This window comes from Gammaproteobacteria bacterium, from assembly GCA_015709695.1.
Classification (GTDB): domain Bacteria; phylum Pseudomonadota; class Gammaproteobacteria; order Steroidobacterales.
On sequence record CP054183.1, the window covers coordinates 2,447,199 to 2,469,081 of the forward strand.

Below are 21,883 nucleotides of genomic sequence, written 5' to 3' on the forward strand. Positions count from 1 at the left end.
CGCGCCTCAGGCCGGTGCCGACGCCTCGTCCAGGCGGGCATCGACCTCGTCCTGCTGCAGCTCGAAGATGCGCGCGTAGACGCCATTGCGCCGGAGCAGCTCGGCGTGGGTTCCGCGCTCGGCGATGCGGCCGCCTTCCAGCACCAGGATCTCGCTCGCCGTCCTGACCGTGGACAGGCGGTGGGCGATGGTGAGCACCGTGCGGCCCCTGGCGAGCTCGCGGATGGCGGCGTTGACCTCGCGCTCGGTTTCCACGTCGAGGTTCGAGGTGGCTTCGTCGAGGATGAGGATCGGCGCGTCCTTGAGCAGGGCGCGCGCGATGGCGATGCGCTGGCGCTGGCCACCGGAGACCTTCGAACCCATCTCGCCCACCGGCGTGTCGTAGCCCTGCGGCAAGCTGGCGATCCACCCGGCGAGGTTGGCGCGGCGGGCCGCCTGCTCCACCTCGGCCTGGCTGGCGCCGGGCCGGCCCATGCGGATGTTGTCGCCGATGGTGGTGTTGAAGATGTAGTTGCGCTGCGAGACCACGGCGATCAGGTTGCGCAGCTCGTCGAGGCCGAAGCGGCGCAGGTCGGTGCCGCCGATGGTCACCGTGCCCTGCTGCGGATCCCAGAAGCGCAGCAGCAGGTTGGCGATGGTGCTCTTGCCGGCGCCGCTGGTGCCGACGATGGCCACATGCTGGCCGGGCTGGATCTCGAGGCTGATGTCGGCGAGCACCGGCCTGGCGCCCGCCTTGTAGGCGAAGCTGACGTTGCTCAGGGCGATCGCCGGCTGCACGGCCGCCGGCGCGGGATCCGCCGGGTCGGTCACCGCCGGCTTCTGGTCCATCAGCTCCCACAGCCGCCGCGCGGAGATGATGGCCACGCGGTAGTCGTTGACCACGTTGTTGAGGCCGATGGTGGCGTAGAAGCTGGTGAGCGCGACGGCCACCACCACCGGCACGGTGCGCAGCGGATCGATGCTGCCGTCCAGCACCAGGCTCCAGCTGACCCAGACCATGGCCACCGCGGCGGCGGCCACCACCATCTCGGTGCAGCCGCGCTGGAAGGCGTCGGCGCGGGTGAGATGGTCCTGTCCGCGCTTGAGGTCCTCGCCGATGACCCAGGCCTGCTGGCGGCGGCGCTCGCCGTAGCCGAAGGCCACCGTGTCGCGGATGCCCTGCAGGCTGTCGGTGAGGAAGGCATTGACCTGTCCCTGCTTCGCACGCCATTGCTCGCCGCCCTGGGAGCCGAGCACGGTGGTGATCAGCGGCAGCACGAACACCATGAAGGCGAGGAAGGGCGCCAGCGTCCAGGCGTAGACCGGGTGATGGAAGTGCGCCAGGTACCAGAGCAGGATGCCCGGCACCACCAGCGCGCACACCGCCGGGGCGATGGTGTGGGCATAGAACGGCTCCACCCGCTCGCAATCGTTGATGACGCGCGAGACGGCGTCACCCGTGCGCAATTCCGCGGTACCGGCCGGGGCCAGCGGCTCCATGCGGTCGTAGAACTCGTTGCGCAGCATCGCCAGCAGGCGGAAGGCGACATAGTGACCGGTATAGGTCTCGATGTAGTTGAACAGGCCGAGCAGGAAGGCATAGAACGCCAGCATCCCGCCGATGCGCCACAGCGTGTCCGCCGTGGGCTCGGCCACGTACATCGAGACGCCGGCGGCCGCGAAGGCGATCAGCGCCACCTGCATCAGCAGCTTCACCGCGCGGGCGAAGGTCGAGAGCACCATGATGCCGTTCAGCGGCTTCATGAACTTCAGCAGGCGGACGACGATTCCCCAGTGACTCATGCTGCGCCTCCCGCTGTCGCCAGACGGGCGTCGCCGCCCGCGTCTCCCTGCCGGCCCCGCTGGTTCGCGCCGACCATGCGCGCGTAGACACCGCCCTGGGCCAGCAGCTCGGCATGGCTGCCGGTCTCCAGCACCCGGCCATCGCCCATGACGATGATGCGGTCGGCCTTCTCCACGGTGGAGAGCCGGTGCGCGATCAGCAGCACGGTCTTGTTGTGCGTGAGCTTGCCGAGCGCCTCGTGGATGACCGTCTCGGTCTCAAGGTCGATCTGCGAGGTGGGCTCGTCGAGGATGATGATGGGCGCGTCCTTGAGCAGCGCGCGGGCGATGGCCAGCCGCTGCACCTGCCCGCCGGACAGCGACAGGCCGCGTTCGCCCACCAGGGTGTCGAAACCCTGTGGCAGCGAGGCGATGTGGTCGTGGATGTTCGCCGCCTTGCAGGCGGCCACCAGCTCCGCCTCGCTGGCGTCGGCCTTCGCCACCCGCAGGTTCTCGGCAATGGTTCCGTAGAAGAGGTACGGATCCTGCGGCACCAGCGCCAGGTGGGCGCGGACCCAGTCGGCCGGCACCTGGTCCACCCGCGTGCCATCCAGCTCGATGCTGCCCGAGGTGGGCGCCAGGGTACGCAGCACCAGGTTGGTGACGGTGGTCTTGCCCGAACCGCTGTGGCCGACCAGCGCCACGGTCTCCCCCGGGCGGACCTCGAGCGTGCAGCCGTTGACCGCGGGCTTGCCGGCATTGGCGTAGCTGAACACCAGGTCGCGCAGGCGCAGCGACGGGTTGGCCAGCAGCGGCGGCGCGGTGGCGTCCTGCGGATCCCGCACGCCCGGCTCCTCGGAGAGGAAGGCGACGATCTTGCGGGCGAACTCGCGGCCGATGGCGCCAGCGAAGAAGAAGGCGCCTATCAGCGTCAGCGGCGTGGCGAACTCGGCACTGGCGAGGATCAGCGCCACCACTTCTCCGGCGCTGAGGAGGCCGGCATCGAGCCGCAGCAGCGCGACGATGGTCAGCACCGTGGTGGTGCCGAGCGCGAAGCCGAAGTCGACGAACAGGATCATGACCTGGTTGACCAGCAGCAGCTTCATGGTCTCGCGGCGCTGATTCTCGTTGGCGGCGTGCATCTCCGCACCACGCACCTTGCCGAGGTTGAACATCTTCAGGGTGGACATGCCCTGGATGGAGTCGAGGAACTGCGCGCTCTGCACGTTGTTGACCTCGGCATAGCGCTCGCTGACGCTGCGGAACTGTTTGGAGATGAGCCCGAGGAACAGCGGCACCATGGGAATGGAGAGGATCAGCGCCACGCCGACCACCCAGTCCACCCAGCCGATGAAGATGCAGAGCAGTACCGGCGTGGCGATGCCGATGACGAACTGCACGAAGTAGATGCCGTAGAAGAGCTCGATCCAGTCCATGCCGTCGACGGCGATGTTGACCAGCTCGCCGGTGCGCTTCTTGTCGAGCACGGCGGGCCCGAGCCGCAGGGCATGCTGGTAGATCTTGTCGCGGATGGCCAGCTTGGTCAGCGAGGACGCCTTGTACTGCGAGGTGCGGTACAGCCAGCCCAGCAGGAACTTGCTGCCGACGAGGAAGGCGAGCAGCGGCAGGAGGGACGGCAGCAGGTCCTCGCCGCGCACCATGCCGTCTATCAACACGCCGAACTGCCAATAGAGGGCCAGGCTGACCACCAGGCTGAGGATGCCCACGCCGATGCCGGCGACGATCCACTGGCTGGTGGACCGGACGATGAGCCGCTTGTCGATGCCGAGAACCATGCCTCTCTCCCTGGGAGCCGGGCCGCCCGCGTCGCCGGGGCGGGCCCGCATTGGCACACAGCCTACACCTTCAACTATAGTTCAATGTCAACGGCAGGCGGCCATGACCACCCGATCCATGACCATTGGCGCGCTCGCGCGCCGGCTGAACGTCTCGACCTCGACGCTGCGCTTCTACGAGCGCGAGGGCCTGCTGGTGCCGGAGCGCCGCTCCGCTTCGGGCTATCGCCTGTATCCGCCGAGCGCCGAGCAGACGCTGCGCTTCATCCGCCGCGCCCAGCGCCTGGGATTCGCGCTGAACGACATCCGCCTGCTGCTGCAGGGCGACGGCGAGGCCGGCAGCGGCGACGATGTCATGGGTATCGCCGAGCAGCGTTTCCTCGACATCGAGCGGCGGCTGACGGAGATGCTGGTGCTGCGCCACGAGCTGGAGTTCTTCCTCGAGGACCTGACGGCGCGGGTCGGCCGCGTGGCCGGCGGCCAGGCCGGCCGCCTGTACCGCGACCTGCTCGACCGCGTCTGCGGCCATGATGCCCGGCACAAGGCGCCCTCCTCGCTGACCCGGCTGATGCAGCGGCTCGGCTGCTCGCTGGCGGGCGCGGAGCGCGAGAAGGTGTTCGCCGCCCTGCGTGGCCGGCATCTGCACATCTGGCGCGAGGACGACGGCTACTCGATCCTGCTCACCGGCCGGGACCCGGAAGCGGAGCAGGCCCTGCGGCAACTTGCCGCGAGCGAGGCGGACTGCCACGCCCACGTCGAGCCTCATGTCACCGAGGCGGAGGAAGGCTGCCTGTTCCAGGCCCGCGGCCCCAACGCCTTCCTGTTCGCCCAGCTGTTCCTGGCGCTGGAGTCCGCCGAGGCCTGAGGCGGCGCAATTGCACGCCGCAGCGTGACTCGCTAGGCTGCGCGCACATCACAGGACGGCCCGGCGGGCCGGTTTCAGGAGTGCCCATGGCCAACGCCCCCGTACCCGGCAGCGCCCCGCGTGTCACCGGCATCCGCCGCCTGTTCATCCGCAAGTCGGTGGCGCAGATGCACGCCGACTTCGAGCAGAGCGACCTGAAGCGGAGCCTCGGCGCGCTCAACCTGGTGCTGCTGGGCATCGGCTGCATCATCGGCACCGGCATCTTCGTGCTGACCGGACGCGCAGCCGCCGATTTCGCCGGGCCCGGCATCATGATCTCCTTCCTCATCACCGGCACGCTCTGCACCTTCGTCGCCCTGTGCTACGCGGAGCTCGCCTCGGTGCTGCCGGTCTCGGGCTCGGCCTACTCCTATTCCTATGCATCCATGGGCGAGATCGTCGCCTGGGTCATGGGCCTGCTGCTGGTGCTGGAGTACGGCCTGGCCTCGGCGACCGTGGCGGTGGGCTGGTCCGGCTACCTGGTGAGCCTGCTGCATGACCTCGGCCTGCACCTGACTCCCGAGCTGACGGCCGCGCCGGGCGTGCCGATCAAGGAGTCCGGGGTGGTGATGGCGCATGGCCTGGTGAACCTGCCGGCGGTGCTGGCGATCATGGCGGTGACCGCGCTGCTGGTGGTCGGCGTCTCGGAATCGGCCACCGCCAACAACATCGTGGTGGCCATCAAGCTGACGGTGATCATCGCCTTCATCGTCATCGGCATCTTCTACGTGGATCCGCAGAACTGGACGCCGCTGATCCCGCCCGAGACCCCGGCGCCTCCCCCCGGCACGCCGCGCGGCCTGTGGGCCGACATCTGGCGGGCGCTGGTCGACGTGTTCACCGCGCGCAACGATTCGCGCTACGGCATCGGCGGCCTCATCGCCGGCGCCGCCACCATCTTCTTCGCCTACATCGGCTTCGAGGCGGTGTCCACGGCCGGCGCGGAGTCGCGCAATCCCTCGCGCGACATGCCCATCGGCATCCTCGGCTCGCTGATCATCTGCACGGTGCTCTACATCCTCACCGCCGGCGTGCTCGTCGGCATCGTGCCCTACGCCGACCTCGACGATCCGGCGCCCATCGCCAAGGCGGTGAACCAGATCGGCCTGCCCTGGTTCGCCATCCTGGTGAAGGTCGGCGCCATCGCCGGCCTGTCCTCGGTGATGCTGGTGCTGTTGTACGGGCAGACGCGGATCTTCTACACCATGGCGCGCGACGGCCTGCTGCCCGCGCCGCTGGCAGCCGTGCATGCGCGCTTCCGCACCCCCTGGATCAACACGCTGATCGTCGGTGCGCTGGCCGCCTCCGCGGCCGGGTTCATGTCGCTGGATGCGCTCGCCGACCTGACCAATGTCGGCTCGCTGGCGGCCTTCGCCATCGTCTGCCTGACGGTGCTCTACCTGCGCTGGTCCGCACCGGACCTGAAGCGGCCGTTCCGCACGCCGCTGTTCCCGCTGACGCCGATCCTCGGTGCGCTGATGTGCCTGTTCCTGCTGATGTCGCTGATGTCCAAGTCGGACACGCGCCACTTCTTCACCAGCTACCTGCTGGGCGGCATCGTCGTCTATTTCCTCTACGGGCTGTGGAACTCGAAGCTCGGCAAGGGAGAGATCGTCATGGGCGCCGAGCCCACGCCGGACCTGCCGAAGAAACTCGACGTCTGAGCCGGGAGGGAAAAGGTGCCGGGAAAAGGTGCCTGACTTATTTCTTCCTGCCTACGCAGCGGAAAAGGAAAAGGTGCCTGACTTATTTCTTCCTGCTTAAGCAGCGGCAAAGGAAGAGGTGCCTGCCCCTCCTTTAGTCCTTCAGAAGGACTAAAGGGGGGGCAGGCACCTCTTCTCCATCTGCTCGCTTCCCAGGAAGAAATAAGTCAGGCACCTTTTCCGCTCTCGGCGGCAGGAGTCAGAATTTCCTCGCCGCGAAGTCGGCGATGATGTCATCCAGCGGCCGGGCTGCCCTGCCGCCCGAGAGGTCCTCGAACTCGGCACGCACTGCCCGCAGCACCCGGTCGAGGTACTCCGCGCGGCTGGCGGCGCGGACGGCCTTCTCGTCTGCCGTCATCTCGTAGGCCTCGATAGCCTCGCGCGCCAGCACGCCACGCGTCTCCAGCAGCCGCTCCAGGGTCTCCAGGCGGTCGCGGGTCACGGAGAGCTCGGCGACCAGCGACATCACCACGCCGAGCAGGGTGTCGATGGCCGGATCGGAGAAGCTCTGCGGGCGTTCGCCCCTGGCGACGCGCGGGATGCGTGGCGGCGAATCGGTCATGGGTGTTGTCCGACGACGATGGCAAAGGCGTAATCCGCATCCGTGTAGTTCTTCTGCGCAGCGTTGAGTCCGGCGACGGTGCGCGCCACCTCGACGCTCTCTGGCTCCCAGCCGCCATCGAGAGCCACGGCGCGCAGGTCCAGCCCGGTCATGAAACGCGCGAAGCCCTCGTTGTTGTTGTAGGACTCCCAGTCGTGCATGAACTGACGGAACGGGTTGTCGCCACGCGGGATGTCCATGTGCAGCATGAGTCCGCCCGGGCGGAGCAGGCGTCGTGTCTCGGCGAAGATCCGCGGCAGCGCCACCAGCGAGGTCTCGTGCAGCATGATGTGCGAGATCACCAGGTCGAAGCTTCCGGGTTCGAAGTCCGTCGTCTCGGCGTTCTGCTGCGAGAAGTGCACCGCCACACCCAGCGAGCGCGCCCGCGCATGCGCGTGGCGCAGCGCCGGCGCGGCGACGTCGATGGCGTGGACCTCGGCACCCGGGAACGCACGAGCCCAGGGCAACGTGCTGTTGCCGACGGCGCAGCCCATGTCGAGGATGCGCTTCGGCCGGAACTCCGGCCAGCGCTGCCGCAGGTAACGCACCAGCAGCTCGCCGAGGAATGCGCCTTCCGGGCCCCAGGCATCGGCCATGTACATCTGCAGGCCCGCCTCGTATAGCACCCCCCCGGCCACGTCGTCGGCAACCCACTCGTGGTGATAGCCACCGGGCTGGATGTGGATGTCCTGCTCGGTGTGGTAGCGGGGAAGAGGCAGCTGCGGATCCAGGCGCAGCGATCCGGGCCCATTCTGCGCGGCCATTTCCCGGGCCCGCCGCACGAGGTCCGGCAGTTCGCGCTCCGTCGGCAGGATCACGGACTCCCACATGAGTTCCTGGCTGCGCCGCTGCAGGGCGCTCCAGAAGCGGTAGTACGGCTGCCCGAGCATCAGCCCGCGCACCTCGCTGCGGTCGGCGGGCGGGCGGCCATGGATGGCGGTGAAGGCCGGCGCCACGCGCGTCGAATAGATGGCCTGGTTGCCCGGCATCACCCGGCTGGACAGGTAGCCGCGCAGCGACTTGACGAACTCCTGCCGCGCCACGTCATCGTGGGCGGCCCGCGGCAGGAAATCATGGAAACGCTGTCCCATCGCCACATCCTAGCGGAAAAGGTGCCTGACTTATTTTTCCCGGAAAAGGAAAAGGTGCCTGACTTATTTTTCCTGTTGACGCTGCGGCGAAGGAAGAGGTGCCTACCCCTTGTTGTCCTTCAGAAGGACAACAAGGGAAATAGGCACCTCTTCTCCAGTCGCTCGCTCCGCAGGAAAAATAAGTCAGGCACCTTTTCCTTTTCCGGGAAAAATAAGTCAGGCACCTTTTCCGGGCACCTTTTCCGCTGCTTGACCTTGAAGTCGGGTGCAAGGTGGATCATGGCGGGCAGTCGGGCCCTTTCGGGTCACGGGAAACCGCTTGTCATGAGCCAGGCCATCGTCGCCACCACCCCTTCCGGTCCGGACCTGCGCGTGAAAATCGCGGGCATGGACTGCGGCAGCTGTGCGCTGACCATCGAGAACAGCATGCGCCAGCTGCCGGGCGTGAAGTCCGTCTCGGTGAGCTTCACCACCGAATCCATGGAACTGCAGGGCGCCGTGAGCCTGCAGCAGGTCGAGCAGCGGCTGCGGGAACTCGGCTATCGCCTGCAGGGCGACTCGCCGCAACGACAGGCTGCCCCGGTGGAGCAACCGCGCGGTGCTGCGGGTTTCCTCCGCTTCCTCTGGTCCCAGCACCACCTGCGCATCGCGCTGGTCGTGACCGCCGCCGTCTTCGCTGGCATCCCGATCCTGGCGAACGCTCCGCCGGTCTTCGGCTTTGCGGCGCTGGACGTCCTGTTCGCCTGTGCCGTCCTCATCACGGGTATCCCGGTGTTCCTCAAGGGCCTGCGCGCCCTGCTGTTCGCCCGCCACATGACCATCGACCTGCTCATGGCGGTGGCGGCGGTCGGTGCGCTGGGCATCGGTGAAACCGGCGAAGCCGTGACGGTAATCCTCCTCTACACGCTCGGCGAGGCACTCGAGGCCTACAGCGCCGAAAGGGCCCGGGGATCGCTGCGCAGCCTCATGTCCCTGCAGCCCCAGGAGGCCACCGTACTGCGCGAGCATCGCGGCGGCCATGGGCCCGGGGAGCACGCGGATCCTGGCGCGCAGGACCACCACGCCGGCTGCAGCCACGATGATCATGATCACGACCATGGTCATGGCCATGACCACGCCGCCGGGCACTCGCCCGACCAGCATGCGCACGACCACCATGGACACGAGCACCACGATCACGCCGCCTGTGGCCACGACCATCACGACGATGATCACTCCCGCGCGGGCGGGCACGGTCACGAGCACGATCATGCTCATGACAATGGCCATGCTCACGCCGAAGACCATGGCAAGCCGGCTGCCGCCTCCGGCGACGATGAGGTGCACTACCACCAGCTCGTCGTGCCGGTGGGCGAGGTGCGGATCGGCGAGACGGTCCTGGTGCGGCCCGGCCAGCGCATCCCGGTGGACGGCACGGTCCTGCGCGGTACCTCCTCGGTCAACCAGGCCGCGGTAACCGGCGAGAGCATGCCGGTGCTCCGCGGCGCAGGCGACGAGGTGATGGCCGGCACGGTCAATGGCGAAGCCGCGCTCGAAATCCGCGTCAGCCGCGCGGCGGGCGACGCCACCATCGCGCGCATCGCGCGGCTGGTGGAGCAGGCCCAGGCGCAGCGCAGCCCGGCGGAACGCTTCATCGACCGCTTCGCGCGCTACTACACCCCGGCGGTGGTGCTGCTCGCGGCGCTGGTAGTCGCCATCCCCGTGCTGCTGCTCGGCCAGCCGCTGCTCGACGGCGCCGATGGCAGCCACGGCTGGCTCTACCGCGGGCTCGCGCTGCTGATCATCGCCTGCCCCTGCGCGCTGGTGATCAGCATCCCGGTCACCGTGGTCAGCAGCCTGACCCGGCTCGCCAACCTCGGCGTGCTGGTGAAGGGTGGGGCCCAGCTCGACCGGCTCGCCGACGTGCGTGCCGTGGCCTTCGACAAGACCGGCACGCTGACGCACGGCCGCCCGCAGGTCACCGCCGTGCGCGGCGGGGACTGCGAGCACGGCGACGACACCGCGAGCGACTGCGAACGCTGCGAGGATGTCGTGGCGCTGGCGGCGAGTGTCGAGCGCGCCTCGGAACATCCGGTGGCGCACGCCATCATGGCAGCCGCCTCCTCCCGCCGGATCCAGCACCGGTATCAGGCATCGGCCGTCACCGCCCACGCCGGCCGCGGCATCAGCGGCGAGCTCGGCAACGGCATGAAGGTCGCCGTCGGCAGCGATGCCCTGTTCACCACGCCCGGCGCCATCGACGCACCGCTGTCGCAGCATGCCGCCGGCGCGCGCGATGCCGGCCAGACGGTCATGTTCGTGGCGCGTGACAACGCGGTCGTCGGTTTCATCGGCGTGCAGGACGAGGTCCGCGATGCCAGCCGCATCGCGCTCGCCGAACTGCAGGCCGCCAGCCCGCCGGTCGCCGCCGCCATGCTCACCGGCGACAATCCCCAGGCCGCCGCCCGTGTCGCCGCGCGCGTCGGCCACATCGCCGAGGTCCGCGCCGGCCTGCTCCCCGAGGACAAGTTGCGGGCCATCGAGGAGCTGCGCCAGCGCTACGGCGTCGTCGCCATGGTGGGTGACGGCATCAACGACGCCCCGGCGCTCGCCCGCGCCGACATCGGCATCGCCATGGGCGCCGGCACGGCCCAGGCGATGGAGACCGCCGACGTGGTGCTGATGCAGGACGACCTCTCCCACGTGCCGATGGCGCTGCGCATCGCCCGCCGTTCCCGCACGCTGGTGAAGCAGAACATCGCCCTCAGCCTGGGGCTGAAGCTCGCGGTGCTGCTGCTCGCGGTGCCCGGCATCACCACGCTGTGGATGGCGGTGCTGGCCGACGTGGGCGCCACCATGCTGGTGACGCTGAACGGCATGCGGGCGCTGCGCGAGAGCTGAGGCCCGATCACGGCGCGTCTTTCCTTCTAGAATGCGCGGGTGATCCGTCACCCCGGCCTGTTCTTCCTCCCCGCCCTGGCGCTGGGCGGCCTCGTCATCCTGCTGTCCTGGCGCTCGCTGGGCGCCCCGGTGCCGTTGCCGGACGCGCCGGACGGCCGGCTCGACTGCCTGTCCTACACACCCTTCGAACCCGGCTCGCGCACCACGAGAACGCCCGGCTGGGTGTCGCCGGCGCGCATCGACGCCGACCTGCAGCAGCTGCGGGCGTACACGAACTGCCTGCGGGTGTACACGCCCATCGGCAGCACGCCCGCGGTGATCCGCGCCGCGGAGAAGCTCGGCATGCAGGTGATGCTGGGCGCCTGGATCGGCTCGAACCTCGAGCAGAACGACCGCGAGGTCGCCGCCGCACTGGAACTCGCGCGCCGGCACCCGGCGACGATCAGCGCCATCGTCGTCGGCAACGAGGTGCTGCTGCGCCGGGAGATGAGCCCCGGCAAGCTCGCGGCGCTGATCCGCGAGGTGCGGGAAGCGAGCCCGGTGCCGGTGGCCTATGCGGACGTGGCGCATTTCATCGACGAGGCGCCCGAGGTGGCCAACGCCGCGGACCTGCTGCTCATTCATATCCTGCCCTACTGGGACGAGCCGGAACCGCCGTCGGCCGCCGCCGCGGTCGCGCAGGTCATGCTGGTGTACGAGCGCTTCGTCGCGCGCTGGCCCGGCCACGAGGTGATGATCGGCGAGACCGGCTGGCCATCGGCGGGCCGCCAGCGCGGTCCCGGGCGACCCACGCTGCTCAACGAGGCGCGGTTCGTGCGCGGGTTCGCCGCCGTCGCCGCTGCCCGCGGCATCCGCTACAACCTCATCGAAGCCATCGACCAGCCTTGGAAGCGCACTGCGGAGGGCACCGTGGGCGGCTACTGGGGCCTGCTGGATGAATACCGCCAGCCGAAGTTCGCGCTGCAGGGCCCGGTCTCCGACCATCCGCAGTGGCGGAGCGACGCCGCCGCCACCGCTGCGCTGTTCGCCCTGCTGCTCGCCGCGGGCCTCGGCGCCCGGCTGCGCGCAGCGGGCTGGCTGGGCTGGACGGCGGTGTCACTGGCCTGCGCCTTCGCGCTGATTTTCCAGTGGGAGACCGCGCTGGTCATGAGCCGCAGCATGGCGGGCTGGATCGGTGCCGGCATCGCGGCAGCCGCAACGCTGTTCGCAGCCGGCCTGTTGCGCACCCTGCTCGCGCACGATGCGCGGCCCGCCGTGCCGCCCGCCAGCTTCGCGGCGGCGGCCGCTGCGCTGGGCCGCCCGGTGGCACTGTGGCGGGACGCCTCGCTGCGGCTCGGCGCCTTCGCCGGCCTGGTGATGGTCGCGGCCGCATGGATCAGCCTGATGCTCACCGTCGAGCCCCGCCACAGCGACATCCCGGTCGCCGCCTTCGCACTGCCGGCGGTGGCGCTGGCCATCCGCCTGGCCGGGCGCGCGGGGTGCGACCAGCGTGAAGCCGCGCTGCTGGCCGTGCTGCTGCTCTGCTGCGGGCTGTGGCAGCTCGAGCCGGAGAATCCCGAGTCGCTCGCCTGGCTCGCCATCTGCCTGCTGCTGGCGCTGCCCTGGGGCGGCAGCCTGTGCAGCACCCTGGCGCGGCATGGCCCCCGCGGTTCCGGACCCCGCAGCGCCTGATGCCATGGCAGCAACCCTGCGCAGTTGACCGGACGCGTTGACACGCCTGGGCAAGGGCGCAAGCTCTGCCCATGGCCGGTGCGTCCTTTCGGGACGCAGTGCCAACGCCCTCGCAACATGCACCGCGCGGTGCACGAGAACCATAACGAGGGGGCCATCACGGGCATCTTCAGCTGCGCATGCGGGAGGTTCCGTCATGAACACATCGGCAATCCGTTCCCTCACCCATCTCGCCGGCAGCACCCTGGGCTGCCTGGTCGCCACGGCCGCGCTGGCCTCGCCGGTCGTCAGCACCTACATGTATATCGACGGTTACACACCGGGCATCTTCTGGACAAACTTCAGCAACCCCGGCGGGTCCTCGACCGACGAGACCCGTGTCGAGGGCTACGGCAACCCGGGTGAGGTCGACGTCACCAGCCGGGCACGCGCCTGGGTTTCGACAGCGAATGGCCAGTACGCCATGGGTGCGCGGGCGGAGCTGGACGCCCGGTACGTGCCGGCCAGCCTGATGCAGCCGACCGGCGCGTTCAGCAACACCGCCGAAGTGCTGGCCATCAGCCAGATCCAGGATGAACTCACGTTCACGGCACCCGGCGTCGCGCCCGGCACCTCCATCAGCGTCAGCCTCGTCTACCAGCTGTCGGGCATGGGTTACACCTGCGCGCCGGTCGGCTGCATCGTCCTCGGCCGGCCAGGCGAGATTCCGGCGAGCGCGGTCTACGGTGAAATGCAGAGCACCATCGGCCCGGGCTGGGAATCGGCGACGTATCGCATCGATTACCCCGCCCCCGGCTCGGCATTCACTCACAGCTTCAGCATCGCGAACGGCAGTTCCCAGGCCTACACCCTGCTGCTGAGGGCCCGGGTGTTCAGCGACACGACCGATGGCAAGGCGCTGAACATGGACATCGATCCGGGCTACTTCCAGACCCAGGGCGACGCCAACTACCTGTCGACACTCACGATCACCGGCATCCAGGCGTTCGACGGCCAGGGGACCCCGCTCGAGGGATTCACCGTCACCAACTCCGATGGCGTCGCGCTGGCCGTGGTGCCGGTGCCATCGGGTCTCTGGCTGTTCGGGCCGGGCCTGCTGGCGCTGCTCCAGCGATCGCGACGACGACGGGCAGCCTAGGCCATGAACTCCCGCGGGTCCGGCGGCTCCTCGCCGACCCGTGGCAGGCGCAGCAGGCCAGCGAGCACGGCCGGAGTCGACCAGCCGGGGTCGTAGAGGTACAGGCCGAGGCCACCGGCGAACAGCGCCGCCGCCGCGAAGCCCGCGGCCGCGCGGCGCCGCGTGAACCAGGCGAGCACCGCGAGCGCCAGGCCAGCCTGGCCGTAGTGGGGCGGAAAGGTCAGCGCGATCAGCGTGTCGCGGAGTGCACACAGCGCCGGTGGCATCGCCGTCTCGCACAAGCTGTGCAGCGCCTGCGGTTCGATCACCATGAACCTTGCGGTCCATCCCAGGTACGTTCCCGCCGCCAGCGCCAGCAGCCCCAGCAGCAAGGCAAATGCTTGAAGGCGGGGCTCGCTGCTCATGCCCGCATTGTAGTGCGGACGGCAGCGGCGTTGCCTCCCGCACGGCCCGGTACCGCCCGGAGGATCACATCCCGCACGGCCCGGTACCGCCCGGAGGATCACATCCTGTACGGCCCGGTACCGCCCGGAGGATCACATCCCGCACGGCCCGGTACCGCCCGGAGGCAGGGGTCTCCGAACCAAGCGAGTATCGGGGAGCGACTTCGGAGACCCCTGCCGCAAGGGCGGTCCGCAGCGCTGAAGCGAAGCAACGCCGCGGCCGTCCGCACTACAATGCGCAGCCATCGAGCCGCGGAAAGCACTCTCATGGAAAGCACCCGCCTCTGGTTCGCCCGCCTGGTCATGGCCTATGCCCTGCTGATCTTCAGCTTCGGCAGCTGGCTCTACATCGCCGAACCGCTCGAGCACATCGCACGCTTCGGCATCAGCGCCAGCGGCAGCCCGGAATCCATCAACTTCCTGCGCGCCGGGCCCGGCGCGCTGTTCCTGTCGATGGCGCTGTTCGCCGTGGCCGGCCTGCTGCGCCCGGCCTGGCTGCGCGAATGCCTGCTCCTGCTGGTGATCATCAATGCCTGCGTCGTCGCCGTGCGGCTGTTCGGCATCGGCATCGAGGGCACCACGCCGATCCAGCTCTCGGAGCTGCGCAACGAAGGCCTCTCCTGGCTGCTGTTCCTCGGCGCCCTGCTGGCCTGCCCGGCAGGCAGAACATCGGCAACGTCATGCTGACCTGCAGTGACGGGAATGGTTGCGGGCTGCCCGAAACCTTGCGATCCCCGGCGCAGGCACTACCATGGCCTGCATTCCAGAGGAGAACACCATGAAACTCTATTACAGCCCGGGCGCCTGCTCGCTGGCCTCGCACATCGCGCTGCTCGAGGCGGGTCTTTCCTTCGAGGCGATCAAGGTCGGCCGCGACAAGAAGACTTCCGATGGCAGCGACTTCAACACCATCAACCCCAAGGGCTACGTGCCCGCCCTCGCCCTGGACGACGGCCAGGTGCTCACCGAGGGCACGGCGGTGCTGCAGTACATCGCCGACCGCAATCCGTCATCGGGCCTCGCGCCGCCCGCCGGTGACCTGCAGCGCTACCGCCTGCTGGAGTGGCTCGGCTACATCAACTCCGAGATCCACAAGAACTTCTCGCCCTTCTTCAACCCGGCCGCCACCGCGCAGATGAAGGAGATGGCGAAGGCGAACCTGCAGCGCCGGCTGTCCTTCGCCGAGCAGGCGCTGGGCGACAGGCCCTACCTCCTCGGCGAACGCTTCACCGTCGCCGACGCCTATCTCTTCGTCATCCTCGGCTGGGGCCAGCCGGCCGGTGTCGACATCGGCCAGTGGCCGGGACTCAAGGCGCTGCACGCGCGCGTCGGCGCGCGCCCGAAGGTCCAGGCGGCGATGAAGGCGGAGGGCCTGGTCAAGTAGTCAGGCGGACTGCGCCGTGCTCGAGGGCCGACGCCGGGCCCGGCGCAGCACCACCGCCATGGCGGGCAACAGCCAGATGCCCGCCGGCACCGGTACCACCGCGGTCTGGATCGCGCCGACGGCATCGATGTCGGCGCCTTCCGGACTGGTCTCCGGGTCACCCGTGACCAGATCGGTGATGCGCACGTAGCTGAACAGGTCGGTCGTGCCGAAGCCGAACTTGTCGATGTCGAAGCCGTAGGTGAAGACGCCGATGCTGCCGCCGGCACCGCCGCTGATGCTGCCGACATTGAACCAGGTGTTGCCGTCGGCGCTGATGTCGAGCGTGGTCGCCTCCGACACGCCGACCTCCACCAGGTAGAGGTCGTTGAAGCCGTCGCCGACACCGATGGCGCTGCCCGATGCGCTGCTTCCGGACAGGACGTTGTCCGTGAAGCGCAGCGTCAGCACACCTGCATTGCCCAGCGAAGTGAATTTGCAGTTGCTGGTGCTGGGCGCCGAGAAGCAGGCCAGACCGTTGGTGGTGTTGACGTCGGGCACGCCGAGGGCATTGTTGGCGTCGAGGAACGCCGGCGCCGGTCCCGCGCCCGGCGAGAAATTCACCACCTGGTCCGCAAAGGACGCGGCACCCTGCGGGAACTCGACACCGTTGTAGATCGCCGCCGGGGCTGGAGCAAAGGCCAGCATCGGCAACAGGATTGCAAGCACGCGTGCGAGGTTGTTCATCGTTATTCTCCTCCGCGACTGCAAATCCAGTATACGCCCGACCCCCCGGGCAGCAAGGCCTCCCCCTTCCCTGCATGACATAGCGGGCGCAGCGCGACGGCACCCTCCCCGGGTTGCCGGCTAGAGCGTCTGTTTATATATCTTCCCGTCCTTCATGATCAGCCGGACATTTTTCTCCGGGTCCTCGAGCAGTCGCACATCGGCCAGCGGGTCGCCGTCGACCACCAGCAGGTCGGCGTAGGCCCCCTCCCTGACGACGCCCAGCGGCCCCTCCTGCCAGGGATTGCGCGGCCCGGTCAGCGCCAGCAGCTTCGCGTTGACGCTGGTCGCCTGCCTGAGGATTTCCAGCGAGGTGAACCAGCGCAGGCGGTAGCCGAACTCGGCAGGCCCGGCTTCGTAGGCACGCATCGAACCGAAGGCATCGGTACCGAAGGCCACCGGGATGCCGAGCTTCTTCGCGTTGCCCATGAGATTGTCGACACCGGCGATCACCTGCGCACCCTTGCGGCCGCGCTCGGTGTTTGCCGCGCCGGGCCCAAGGAAGCGACGCGCGGCACCGAAGGACTGCGAGGAGAGGTAGGCACCTTCGGCCTTGATCCGCCGCAGCGTGGCCTCGGAGATCAGGTGCCCGTGCTCGATGACCTTCACGCCGGCGTCGAGCGCGCGGTTGACCGCGGCGTCGGTGTAGGCGTGCACCGCCACGTACGTGCCCCAGTCCGCGGCCGATTCCACTGCCGCGCGCATCTCCTCGAGGCTGAACTGCGTGGTATCGATGGGATCGTACTGCGAGGAGATGCCGCCTCCCGCCATCATCTTGATGGCGGTGGCGCCCTGGCGCAGCGACTCGCGCACCGCGCGGCGCACCTCGGCCGGCCCGTCGGCGAGCAGCGTGTAGCGCTGCTCGAAGGCGTCGGGCACGCCGCCGCCATTGGGATGGCGTTCCATGAGTTCGCGGAAATCCCCATGCCCGCTGGTCTGCGAGATGAACGCCGCCGAGGTGTAGACCCGGGGACCGTCGGCGACGCCCTCGGCGATGGCGCGCGCCAGGCCCTGCGAGGGACCACCGAGATCACGCACGGAGGTCCAGCCGTGCATCAGCACGATGCGTGCCGCCTTCAGCGACAGCGCATCGACATAGCCGGGATCCTCGCGGAAGGGCTGGTCCGTGGGCAGCGCCAGGTGCGTGTGCGCATCGATGATGCCGGGCATCAGCAGGCGGCCGCCACCATCGATGACGGTGGCACCGGCCGGCGCCTCGATCTGCGCGGCGATGCGTCGGATGAGGTGGCCCTCCACCAGCACGCTCTGGCCGGGCGTGGCGCGGTCGGCCACGCCATCCCAGACGCTGACATGGCGGATCAACACCGCCGGCGCAGGGGCCGCGGCCGCGGGCGGCGGCCCGCCGGGGCGACCCTGCGCGCCGGCGACGGCGCCGGGCAGCAGCGTGCACAGGCCGGCGGCAACTGCGGTGAGCAATGAGCGATGCATGGTGATGTCCTCCCGAAGCCCGCGCCAGTCTACGTCCAGCACCGGCCTGCGGCGCAATCAGCGCCGGTTCCTGTCCGCACGCTGGCGCCAGCCGTAGTGCGGGTGGCGCGCAAGCAGCACCGGGTCGCGGAACAGCAGCACCAGCAGCGCGCCGGCGACGAAACCGCCGACATGCGCCCAGAATGCGACACCACCGCCGCTGCCCGCCATGGAGCCCACGCCGCCAATCAGCTGCACCAGGAACCAGTAGCCGAGCATCCACAGGGCGGGAATGCTGAAGGTGGTCACGTAGAAGCCAAGCCAGAACAGCATCTCCACCCGCACCCGCGGATAGAGCATGACATAGGCGCCCATCACGCCACCGATGGCGCCCGAGGCACCCACCATGGGAATGGCCGAGTCCGGGCTGGACAGCACCTGCAGGCCGGCCGCCGCCAGCCCGCATAGCAGGTAGAAGGCCACGAAGCGCCCGTGGCCCATGGCGTCCTCGACGTTGTTGCCGAAGATCCAGAGGAACCACATGTTGCCGATGATATGCAGCCAGCTGCCATGCAGGAACATGTGGCTGAACACCGTCAGCCAGTCCGCCTGGCCGGTGACCACGCACCAGCTGGCGGGACCCAGCTGCACGCGCGTGCCCGCGGCAATCGTCTGCAGCAACTCGCCGGGTACCAGGCCCAGCGTGCACACCGAGCGCGACAGCGCCGGCTCGCGGCCGAAGCCCTCGACGGAGATCCAGGCCAGCACGTTGAGGCCGACGATGGCCCAGGTGGCCCAGGGCGTGAGGAAATGCGGGTTGTCGTCGCGGATCGGGATCAAGGGCGCGCTCCGGGGCGGACGCTAGCATACGGCCCGTTGCCGGAGCATGGGTTACCATGGCGACATCCGCACCCGTTCCGGCAGGAAGACCGCGATGACCCGGCCCATTCCCATCCAGATCGTCTCCGACATCGTCTGCCCCTGGTGCTACATCGGCAAGCGACGACTGGAGAAGGCACTGGCCGGACGCCCGGACCTCGCGGTGGAGGTCACCTGGTTCCCGTACCAGCTCAGCCCCGACATGCCGCGCGAAGGCCGCGACCGGGCCGAGCACCACGCCAGCATCTTCGGCGCCGAACGCGCCGTGCAGATCCGCGAGAAGATGCAGACGCTCGGCGCCGCCGAGGGCATCGCCTTCGACATGCCGCCGGGTGCCCGCGCGCCCAACACGCTCTCGGCCCACGTGCTGATGTACTGGGCGTCGCGCTCCGCCGGCATCGACCAGAACCTGCTGGCCGAGAAGCTCTTCCACGCGCACCATGTGCGCGGCGAGGACATCGGCAACCCGGTGGTGCTGGCCGGCATCGCCAGCGAGGTCGGCATGAATGCCGCCGAGGTGCTCACCGCACTGCGCGACGGCACCGACGAGGACACCGTGCGCGGCCTGATCGGCCAGGCGCGCCAGGCCGGGGTCAGCGGCGTACCGTTTTTCATCTTCGATGGCCGCCACGCCCTCTCCGGGGCCCAGCCCCCGGAGGCCATCATCGAGGTGCTGGAGGAGATCACCCGCAGCGAGGCGGCGCACTGAGGCCCGCCAGGGAGGCCTGCATGAGCGAAACGTTCACGCCTGTCAGCAAGCCACAGGCCGAGTGGCAACGCATCCTCGAGCCGGCCCGGTTCCGCGTGCTGTTCCAGGATGGCACCGAGGCACCCTGGTCGAGCCCGCTCAACGAGGTCAAAGGCAAGGGCACGTTCATCTGCGCCGCCTGCCACCTGCCGCTGTTCGCGGCCGATGCAAAGTTCGACAGCGGCACCGGCTGGCCCAGCTTCTTCCAGCCCATCGATCCCACCCGCATCACCACCAGCACCGATTTCAAGCTCGGCGTGCCGCGCACCGAGTACCACTGCACCCGTTGCGGCGGCCACCAGGGCCATGTGTTCAACGACGGCCCCGCGCCGACCGGCCAGCGCTACTGCAACAACGGCGTGTCGCTGCTGTTCGTGCCCGAGGGACAGCCGTTGCCGCCGCTGAGGGACTGAGCGCGCATGGCAATCTTCCTCGTCATCCTGCGCGACGTGCCGGACAACGCCGGGATCCGCAGCAGCCTGCTCGCCGAGCACATGGCGCACGTCGGCCGGCATCTGGGCGCGATCCGCCTCGCGGGCCCCTGGCTGCGCGACGCGGACGGCAAGCCCGGGGGCGGGCTGCTGCTGGTGGAGGCCACCGATGCCGCCACGGTGCGCCACATGGTCGAGGAGGATCCCTATTTCCGTGCGGGCCTGTGGGAGGACGTGCAGGTGCACGCGTTCCGTGACCTCGTCAATGCCTGGCGCGACGCCCCGGCCGGCGCGCCAGGCTGATGCCGTGCTGGTCCCCGCCCTGCTCCTCGCCCACATCATCGTGGTCGGCTACTGGCTCGGCGCCGAACTGGTCATCAACAGCACCTATCGCTACGTCGCGTTCTCCGCCGGGTCGGCGTTCACCGAGCGCGACCGGCTCATGGACCACGTGATGGACGTCGATCAGCACGTGCGCTACGCGCTGGTGCTGCAGGCGGGGCTGGGCACCGCGCTGCTCGCGCTCCTCGGCTACGCCCCGGGCGGCACCGCCACGGCCTGGGCCGCGGCGGGCGGCGCGGCGGCGTGGCTCGCGCTGGTCGAGGCGACCCACCGCCTGCGCCGGCGGCCGGCTGGCCAGCGGCTCGCCGGCATCGACCGCGCCCTGCGTTACCTGGCGATCGTGGCGCTCGCCGGCGTCGCCCTCGCCACCACGTGGGGAGGCGCGTCCCTTCCGCGCTGGCTCGCGTGGAAGTTCGCCCTGCTGGCGCTCGTCGTCGCCTGCGGCCTCGGCATCCGCTACGCGCTGATGGCCTTCTTCGCCGCGTGGCAGAACCTCGCCACCGCGGGCTCCACACCGCATACCGAGCAGCGCGTGCGCGCCACCTGCATACGCGCCACCGCCATCCTCGTGCTGCTCTGGACCGGCATCGCCGGCGTGGTGGCGCTCAGCCTCTTCAAGCCTGCCTGACTGCAGGGACCCCGACGAAACAGCATTCACCACCGACCACGAAGGACAGCATCCATGACCAACGACAACCCGCTTTCCCGCCGCCTCTTCCTCGCCGCCGCAGCGGCCGGCGCCGCCGGTGCCGCCAGCACCGCGACGGCCGCCGCCACCGCAGGAAATGCCGCAGCCGGCGCACGCGGAGCAGTCTCGGTGCCGGCCAACGGCCGCAAGTACGAACGGGTGCCGCTGCGCCGGGACAGCGTGGTGGTCTCCGCGGTGCAGTCGCGGATCCGGGCGGTGGACGGCAAGGCGCCGGCCAGGGGCATCCGCGAGAACCTCGCGCACATGATCGAACTCATCGACAAGACCCAGTACTACGGCGGCCGCAAGGACCTGCTCTGCTTCCACGAGTTTCCGCTGCAGGGCTGGGATCCCTGGGACCGCGCGGAACTCGAGCGGTTGTCCATCGACCTGCCCGGCGAGGAGACCGAGGCGCTGGGCGCCAAGGCAAAGGAATACGGCTGCTACATCCAGTTCGGCGCCTACGCCCGCGACCGCGACTGGCCCGGCCACGTGCTGTCCATCACCTCCATCATCGGCCCGGACGGCAAGCTGGTGGCGCGTGACTGGAAGGCGCGCAACATCGTCGGCGTGTTCCCGGACTTCGAGCTGGTCACCACCACGGTGTACAACGTGCTCGACCGCTTCGTGGAAATGTACGGTGTCGATGCGCTGGTGCCGGTGCACCGCACCGACATCGGCAACCTCGCCACCTCCTCCACGCAGCTCGAGCCGGAGATCTTCCGCGTCATGGCGCTGAAGGGCGCGGAGCTGCTGCTGCGCACCGCCTCCGGCGGCTTCGAGGCCGAGGATATCCAGATGGTGTCGCGCTACAACCGCGTGTTCTCGGTGATCGTCAACAACGCGGTCTCGCCCGACAACCCGCACTTCATGGACGATGCCAACGGCCGCTCCGGCGGCACGGCCATCTACGGCCCGCGCGGCGAGGCGCTGGCGAGCGCGGGCTCGAAGTTCGAGCAGGATGTCATCGCCAGGCTGCCCATGGCCCAGTACCGCGCCACGCACAGCATCCCGGACGTGCACCTCGCGCTGTATGCGGCGGCCTTCGCCGCCTACCAGCCGCGCCAGGCGCCGGGGCTGTTCAGTAAGTACCTGCCGAAGGACCTGAAGGACGCCAAGCGCTTCCTGGATGCCGAGGACCGCTGGCGCTGAGCGGCCTCGCGCAGCTGCCGGCGGCATGGCAAGCTAGGCGACCCGTTTCTCCGGCGATCGTGAGCAAGCCATGTCCAG

At 69.2% G+C, this 21,883-nt stretch carries 20 protein-coding genes; 12 read left to right on the forward strand and 8 right to left on the reverse strand.

Going from position 1 to position 21,883, the window contains the following annotated elements:
- Positions 1 to 6: 6 nt before the first annotated feature.
- Positions 7 to 1,782, reverse strand: a complete 1,776-nt coding sequence (gene cydC, locus HRU81_11315) for a thiol reductant ABC exporter subunit CydC (protein ID QOJ32653.1) — start codon at positions 1,780 to 1,782, stop codon at positions 7 to 9.
- Positions 1,779 to 3,557, reverse strand: coding sequence for an ABC transporter ATP-binding protein (locus tag HRU81_11320; protein QOJ32654.1), 1,779 nt, complete (start codon positions 3,555 to 3,557; stop codon positions 1,779 to 1,781). Before HRU81_11320 ends, cydC begins: the two co-directional genes overlap by 4 nt.
- Before the next feature lie 103 nt (positions 3,558 to 3,660).
- Here HRU81_11320 and HRU81_11325 point away from each other — a divergent pair, with 103 nt between their 5' ends.
- Together HRU81_11325 and HRU81_11330 are read left to right on the forward strand one after the other, a co-directional pair.
- Positions 3,661 to 4,422, forward strand: coding sequence for a MerR family transcriptional regulator (locus tag HRU81_11325; protein ID QOJ32655.1), 762 nt, complete (start codon positions 3,661 to 3,663; stop codon positions 4,420 to 4,422).
- Positions 4,423 to 4,508: 86 nt separating this feature from the next.
- Complete coding sequence (locus HRU81_11330; protein QOJ32656.1) at positions 4,509 to 6,125, forward strand: amino acid permease; 1,617 nt, start codon at positions 4,509 to 4,511, stop codon at positions 6,123 to 6,125.
- 238 nt (positions 6,126 to 6,363) lie between these two features.
- Here HRU81_11330 and HRU81_11335 read toward each other — a convergent pair whose 3' ends face one another.
- Together HRU81_11335 and HRU81_11340 are read right to left on the reverse strand one after the other, a co-directional pair.
- Positions 6,364 to 6,726 (reverse strand): hypothetical protein, encoded by a 363-nt coding sequence (locus tag HRU81_11335; protein ID QOJ32657.1) that lies wholly within the window; start codon positions 6,724 to 6,726, stop codon positions 6,364 to 6,366.
- Positions 6,723 to 7,856, reverse strand: coding sequence for a class I SAM-dependent methyltransferase (locus HRU81_11340; GenBank protein ID QOJ32658.1), 1,134 nt, complete (start codon positions 7,854 to 7,856; stop codon positions 6,723 to 6,725). The genes HRU81_11335 and HRU81_11340 overlap by 4 nt, the downstream gene beginning before the upstream one ends.
- 324 nt (positions 7,857 to 8,180) lie before the next feature.
- On the opposite strand from HRU81_11340, the gene HRU81_11345 reads away from it, so the two are divergent.
- The 3 genes from HRU81_11345 to HRU81_11355 all read left to right on the forward strand — a co-directional run bounded on the left by HRU81_11345 (position 8,181) and on the right by HRU81_11355 (position 13,545).
- Positions 8,181 to 10,736: a cation-translocating P-type ATPase gene (locus HRU81_11345; GenBank protein QOJ32659.1), complete on the forward strand. Its 2,556-nt coding sequence runs from the start codon at positions 8,181 to 8,183 to the stop codon at positions 10,734 to 10,736.
- 39 nt (positions 10,737 to 10,775) lie between these two features.
- Positions 10,776 to 12,407, forward strand: coding sequence for a hypothetical protein (locus tag HRU81_11350; protein QOJ32660.1), 1,632 nt, complete (start codon positions 10,776 to 10,778; stop codon positions 12,405 to 12,407).
- A gap of 196 nt (positions 12,408 to 12,603) precedes the next feature.
- A complete protein-coding gene (locus tag HRU81_11355; GenBank protein ID QOJ32661.1) occupies positions 12,604 to 13,545 on the forward strand; it encodes a hypothetical protein in 942 nt (313 codons plus the stop codon).
- Here HRU81_11355 and HRU81_11360 read toward each other — a convergent pair.
- Positions 13,542 to 13,949, reverse strand: a complete 408-nt coding sequence (locus HRU81_11360; GenBank protein ID QOJ32662.1) for a hypothetical protein — start codon at positions 13,947 to 13,949, stop codon at positions 13,542 to 13,544. The genes HRU81_11355 and HRU81_11360 overlap by 4 nt on opposite strands.
- Before the next feature lie 306 nt (positions 13,950 to 14,255).
- Between HRU81_11360 and HRU81_11365 the strand changes: the two genes are divergently transcribed.
- Both HRU81_11365 and gstA read left to right on the forward strand, forming a co-directional pair.
- Positions 14,256 to 14,675, forward strand: a complete 420-nt coding sequence (locus HRU81_11365; GenBank protein ID QOJ32663.1) for a hypothetical protein — start codon at positions 14,256 to 14,258, stop codon at positions 14,673 to 14,675.
- Between the two features lie 91 nt (positions 14,676 to 14,766).
- Complete coding sequence (gene gstA, locus HRU81_11370) at positions 14,767 to 15,372, forward strand: glutathione transferase GstA (protein ID QOJ32664.1); 606 nt, start codon at positions 14,767 to 14,769, stop codon at positions 15,370 to 15,372.
- Here the strand turns inward: gstA and HRU81_11375 are convergent, their stop codons facing one another.
- The 3 genes from HRU81_11375 to HRU81_11385 all read right to left on the reverse strand — a co-directional run bounded on the left by HRU81_11375 (position 15,373) and on the right by HRU81_11385 (position 18,405).
- Positions 15,373 to 16,098 (reverse strand): PEP-CTERM sorting domain-containing protein, encoded by a 726-nt coding sequence (locus HRU81_11375; protein ID QOJ32665.1) that lies wholly within the window; start codon positions 16,096 to 16,098, stop codon positions 15,373 to 15,375.
- 120 nt (positions 16,099 to 16,218) lie between these two features.
- Positions 16,219 to 17,586 carry an amidohydrolase family protein gene (locus tag HRU81_11380; GenBank protein QOJ32666.1) on the reverse strand — a complete coding sequence of 456 codons (1,368 nt, stop codon included), beginning with the start codon at positions 17,584 to 17,586 and terminating at the stop codon, positions 16,219 to 16,221.
- Positions 17,587 to 17,643: 57 nt separating this feature from the next.
- Positions 17,644 to 18,405, reverse strand: a complete 762-nt coding sequence (locus HRU81_11385) for a rhomboid family intramembrane serine protease (GenBank protein ID QOJ32667.1) — start codon at positions 18,403 to 18,405, stop codon at positions 17,644 to 17,646.
- 94 nt (positions 18,406 to 18,499) lie between these two features.
- Here HRU81_11385 and HRU81_11390 point away from each other — a divergent pair, with 94 nt between their 5' ends.
- The 5 genes from HRU81_11390 to HRU81_11410 are packed head-to-tail and all read left to right on the forward strand — an operon-like array spanning position 18,500 to position 21,805.
- The gene (locus HRU81_11390) at positions 18,500 to 19,153 is read left to right on the forward strand and encodes a DsbA family oxidoreductase (GenBank protein ID QOJ32668.1); all 654 of its coding nucleotides are present in this window, start codon (positions 18,500 to 18,502) and stop codon (positions 19,151 to 19,153) included.
- Positions 19,154 to 19,173: 20 nt separating this feature from the next.
- On the forward strand, positions 19,174 to 19,605 hold the full coding sequence (gene msrB / locus HRU81_11395) for a peptide-methionine (R)-S-oxide reductase MsrB (protein QOJ32669.1): 432 nt from the start codon (positions 19,174 to 19,176) through the stop codon (positions 19,603 to 19,605).
- A 6-nt stretch (positions 19,606 to 19,611) separates the two neighbouring features.
- Positions 19,612 to 19,926 carry a YciI family protein gene (locus HRU81_11400; GenBank protein QOJ32670.1) on the forward strand — a complete coding sequence of 105 codons (315 nt, stop codon included), beginning with the start codon at positions 19,612 to 19,614 and terminating at the stop codon, positions 19,924 to 19,926.
- 4 nt (positions 19,927 to 19,930) lie between these two features.
- Positions 19,931 to 20,593, forward strand: coding sequence for a hypothetical protein (locus tag HRU81_11405; GenBank protein ID QOJ32671.1), 663 nt, complete (start codon positions 19,931 to 19,933; stop codon positions 20,591 to 20,593).
- Positions 20,594 to 20,647: 54 nt separating this feature from the next.
- A complete protein-coding gene (locus HRU81_11410) occupies positions 20,648 to 21,805 on the forward strand; it encodes a hypothetical protein (protein ID QOJ32672.1) in 1,158 nt (385 codons plus the stop codon).
- The last annotated feature ends 78 nt before the right edge of the window (positions 21,806 to 21,883 follow it).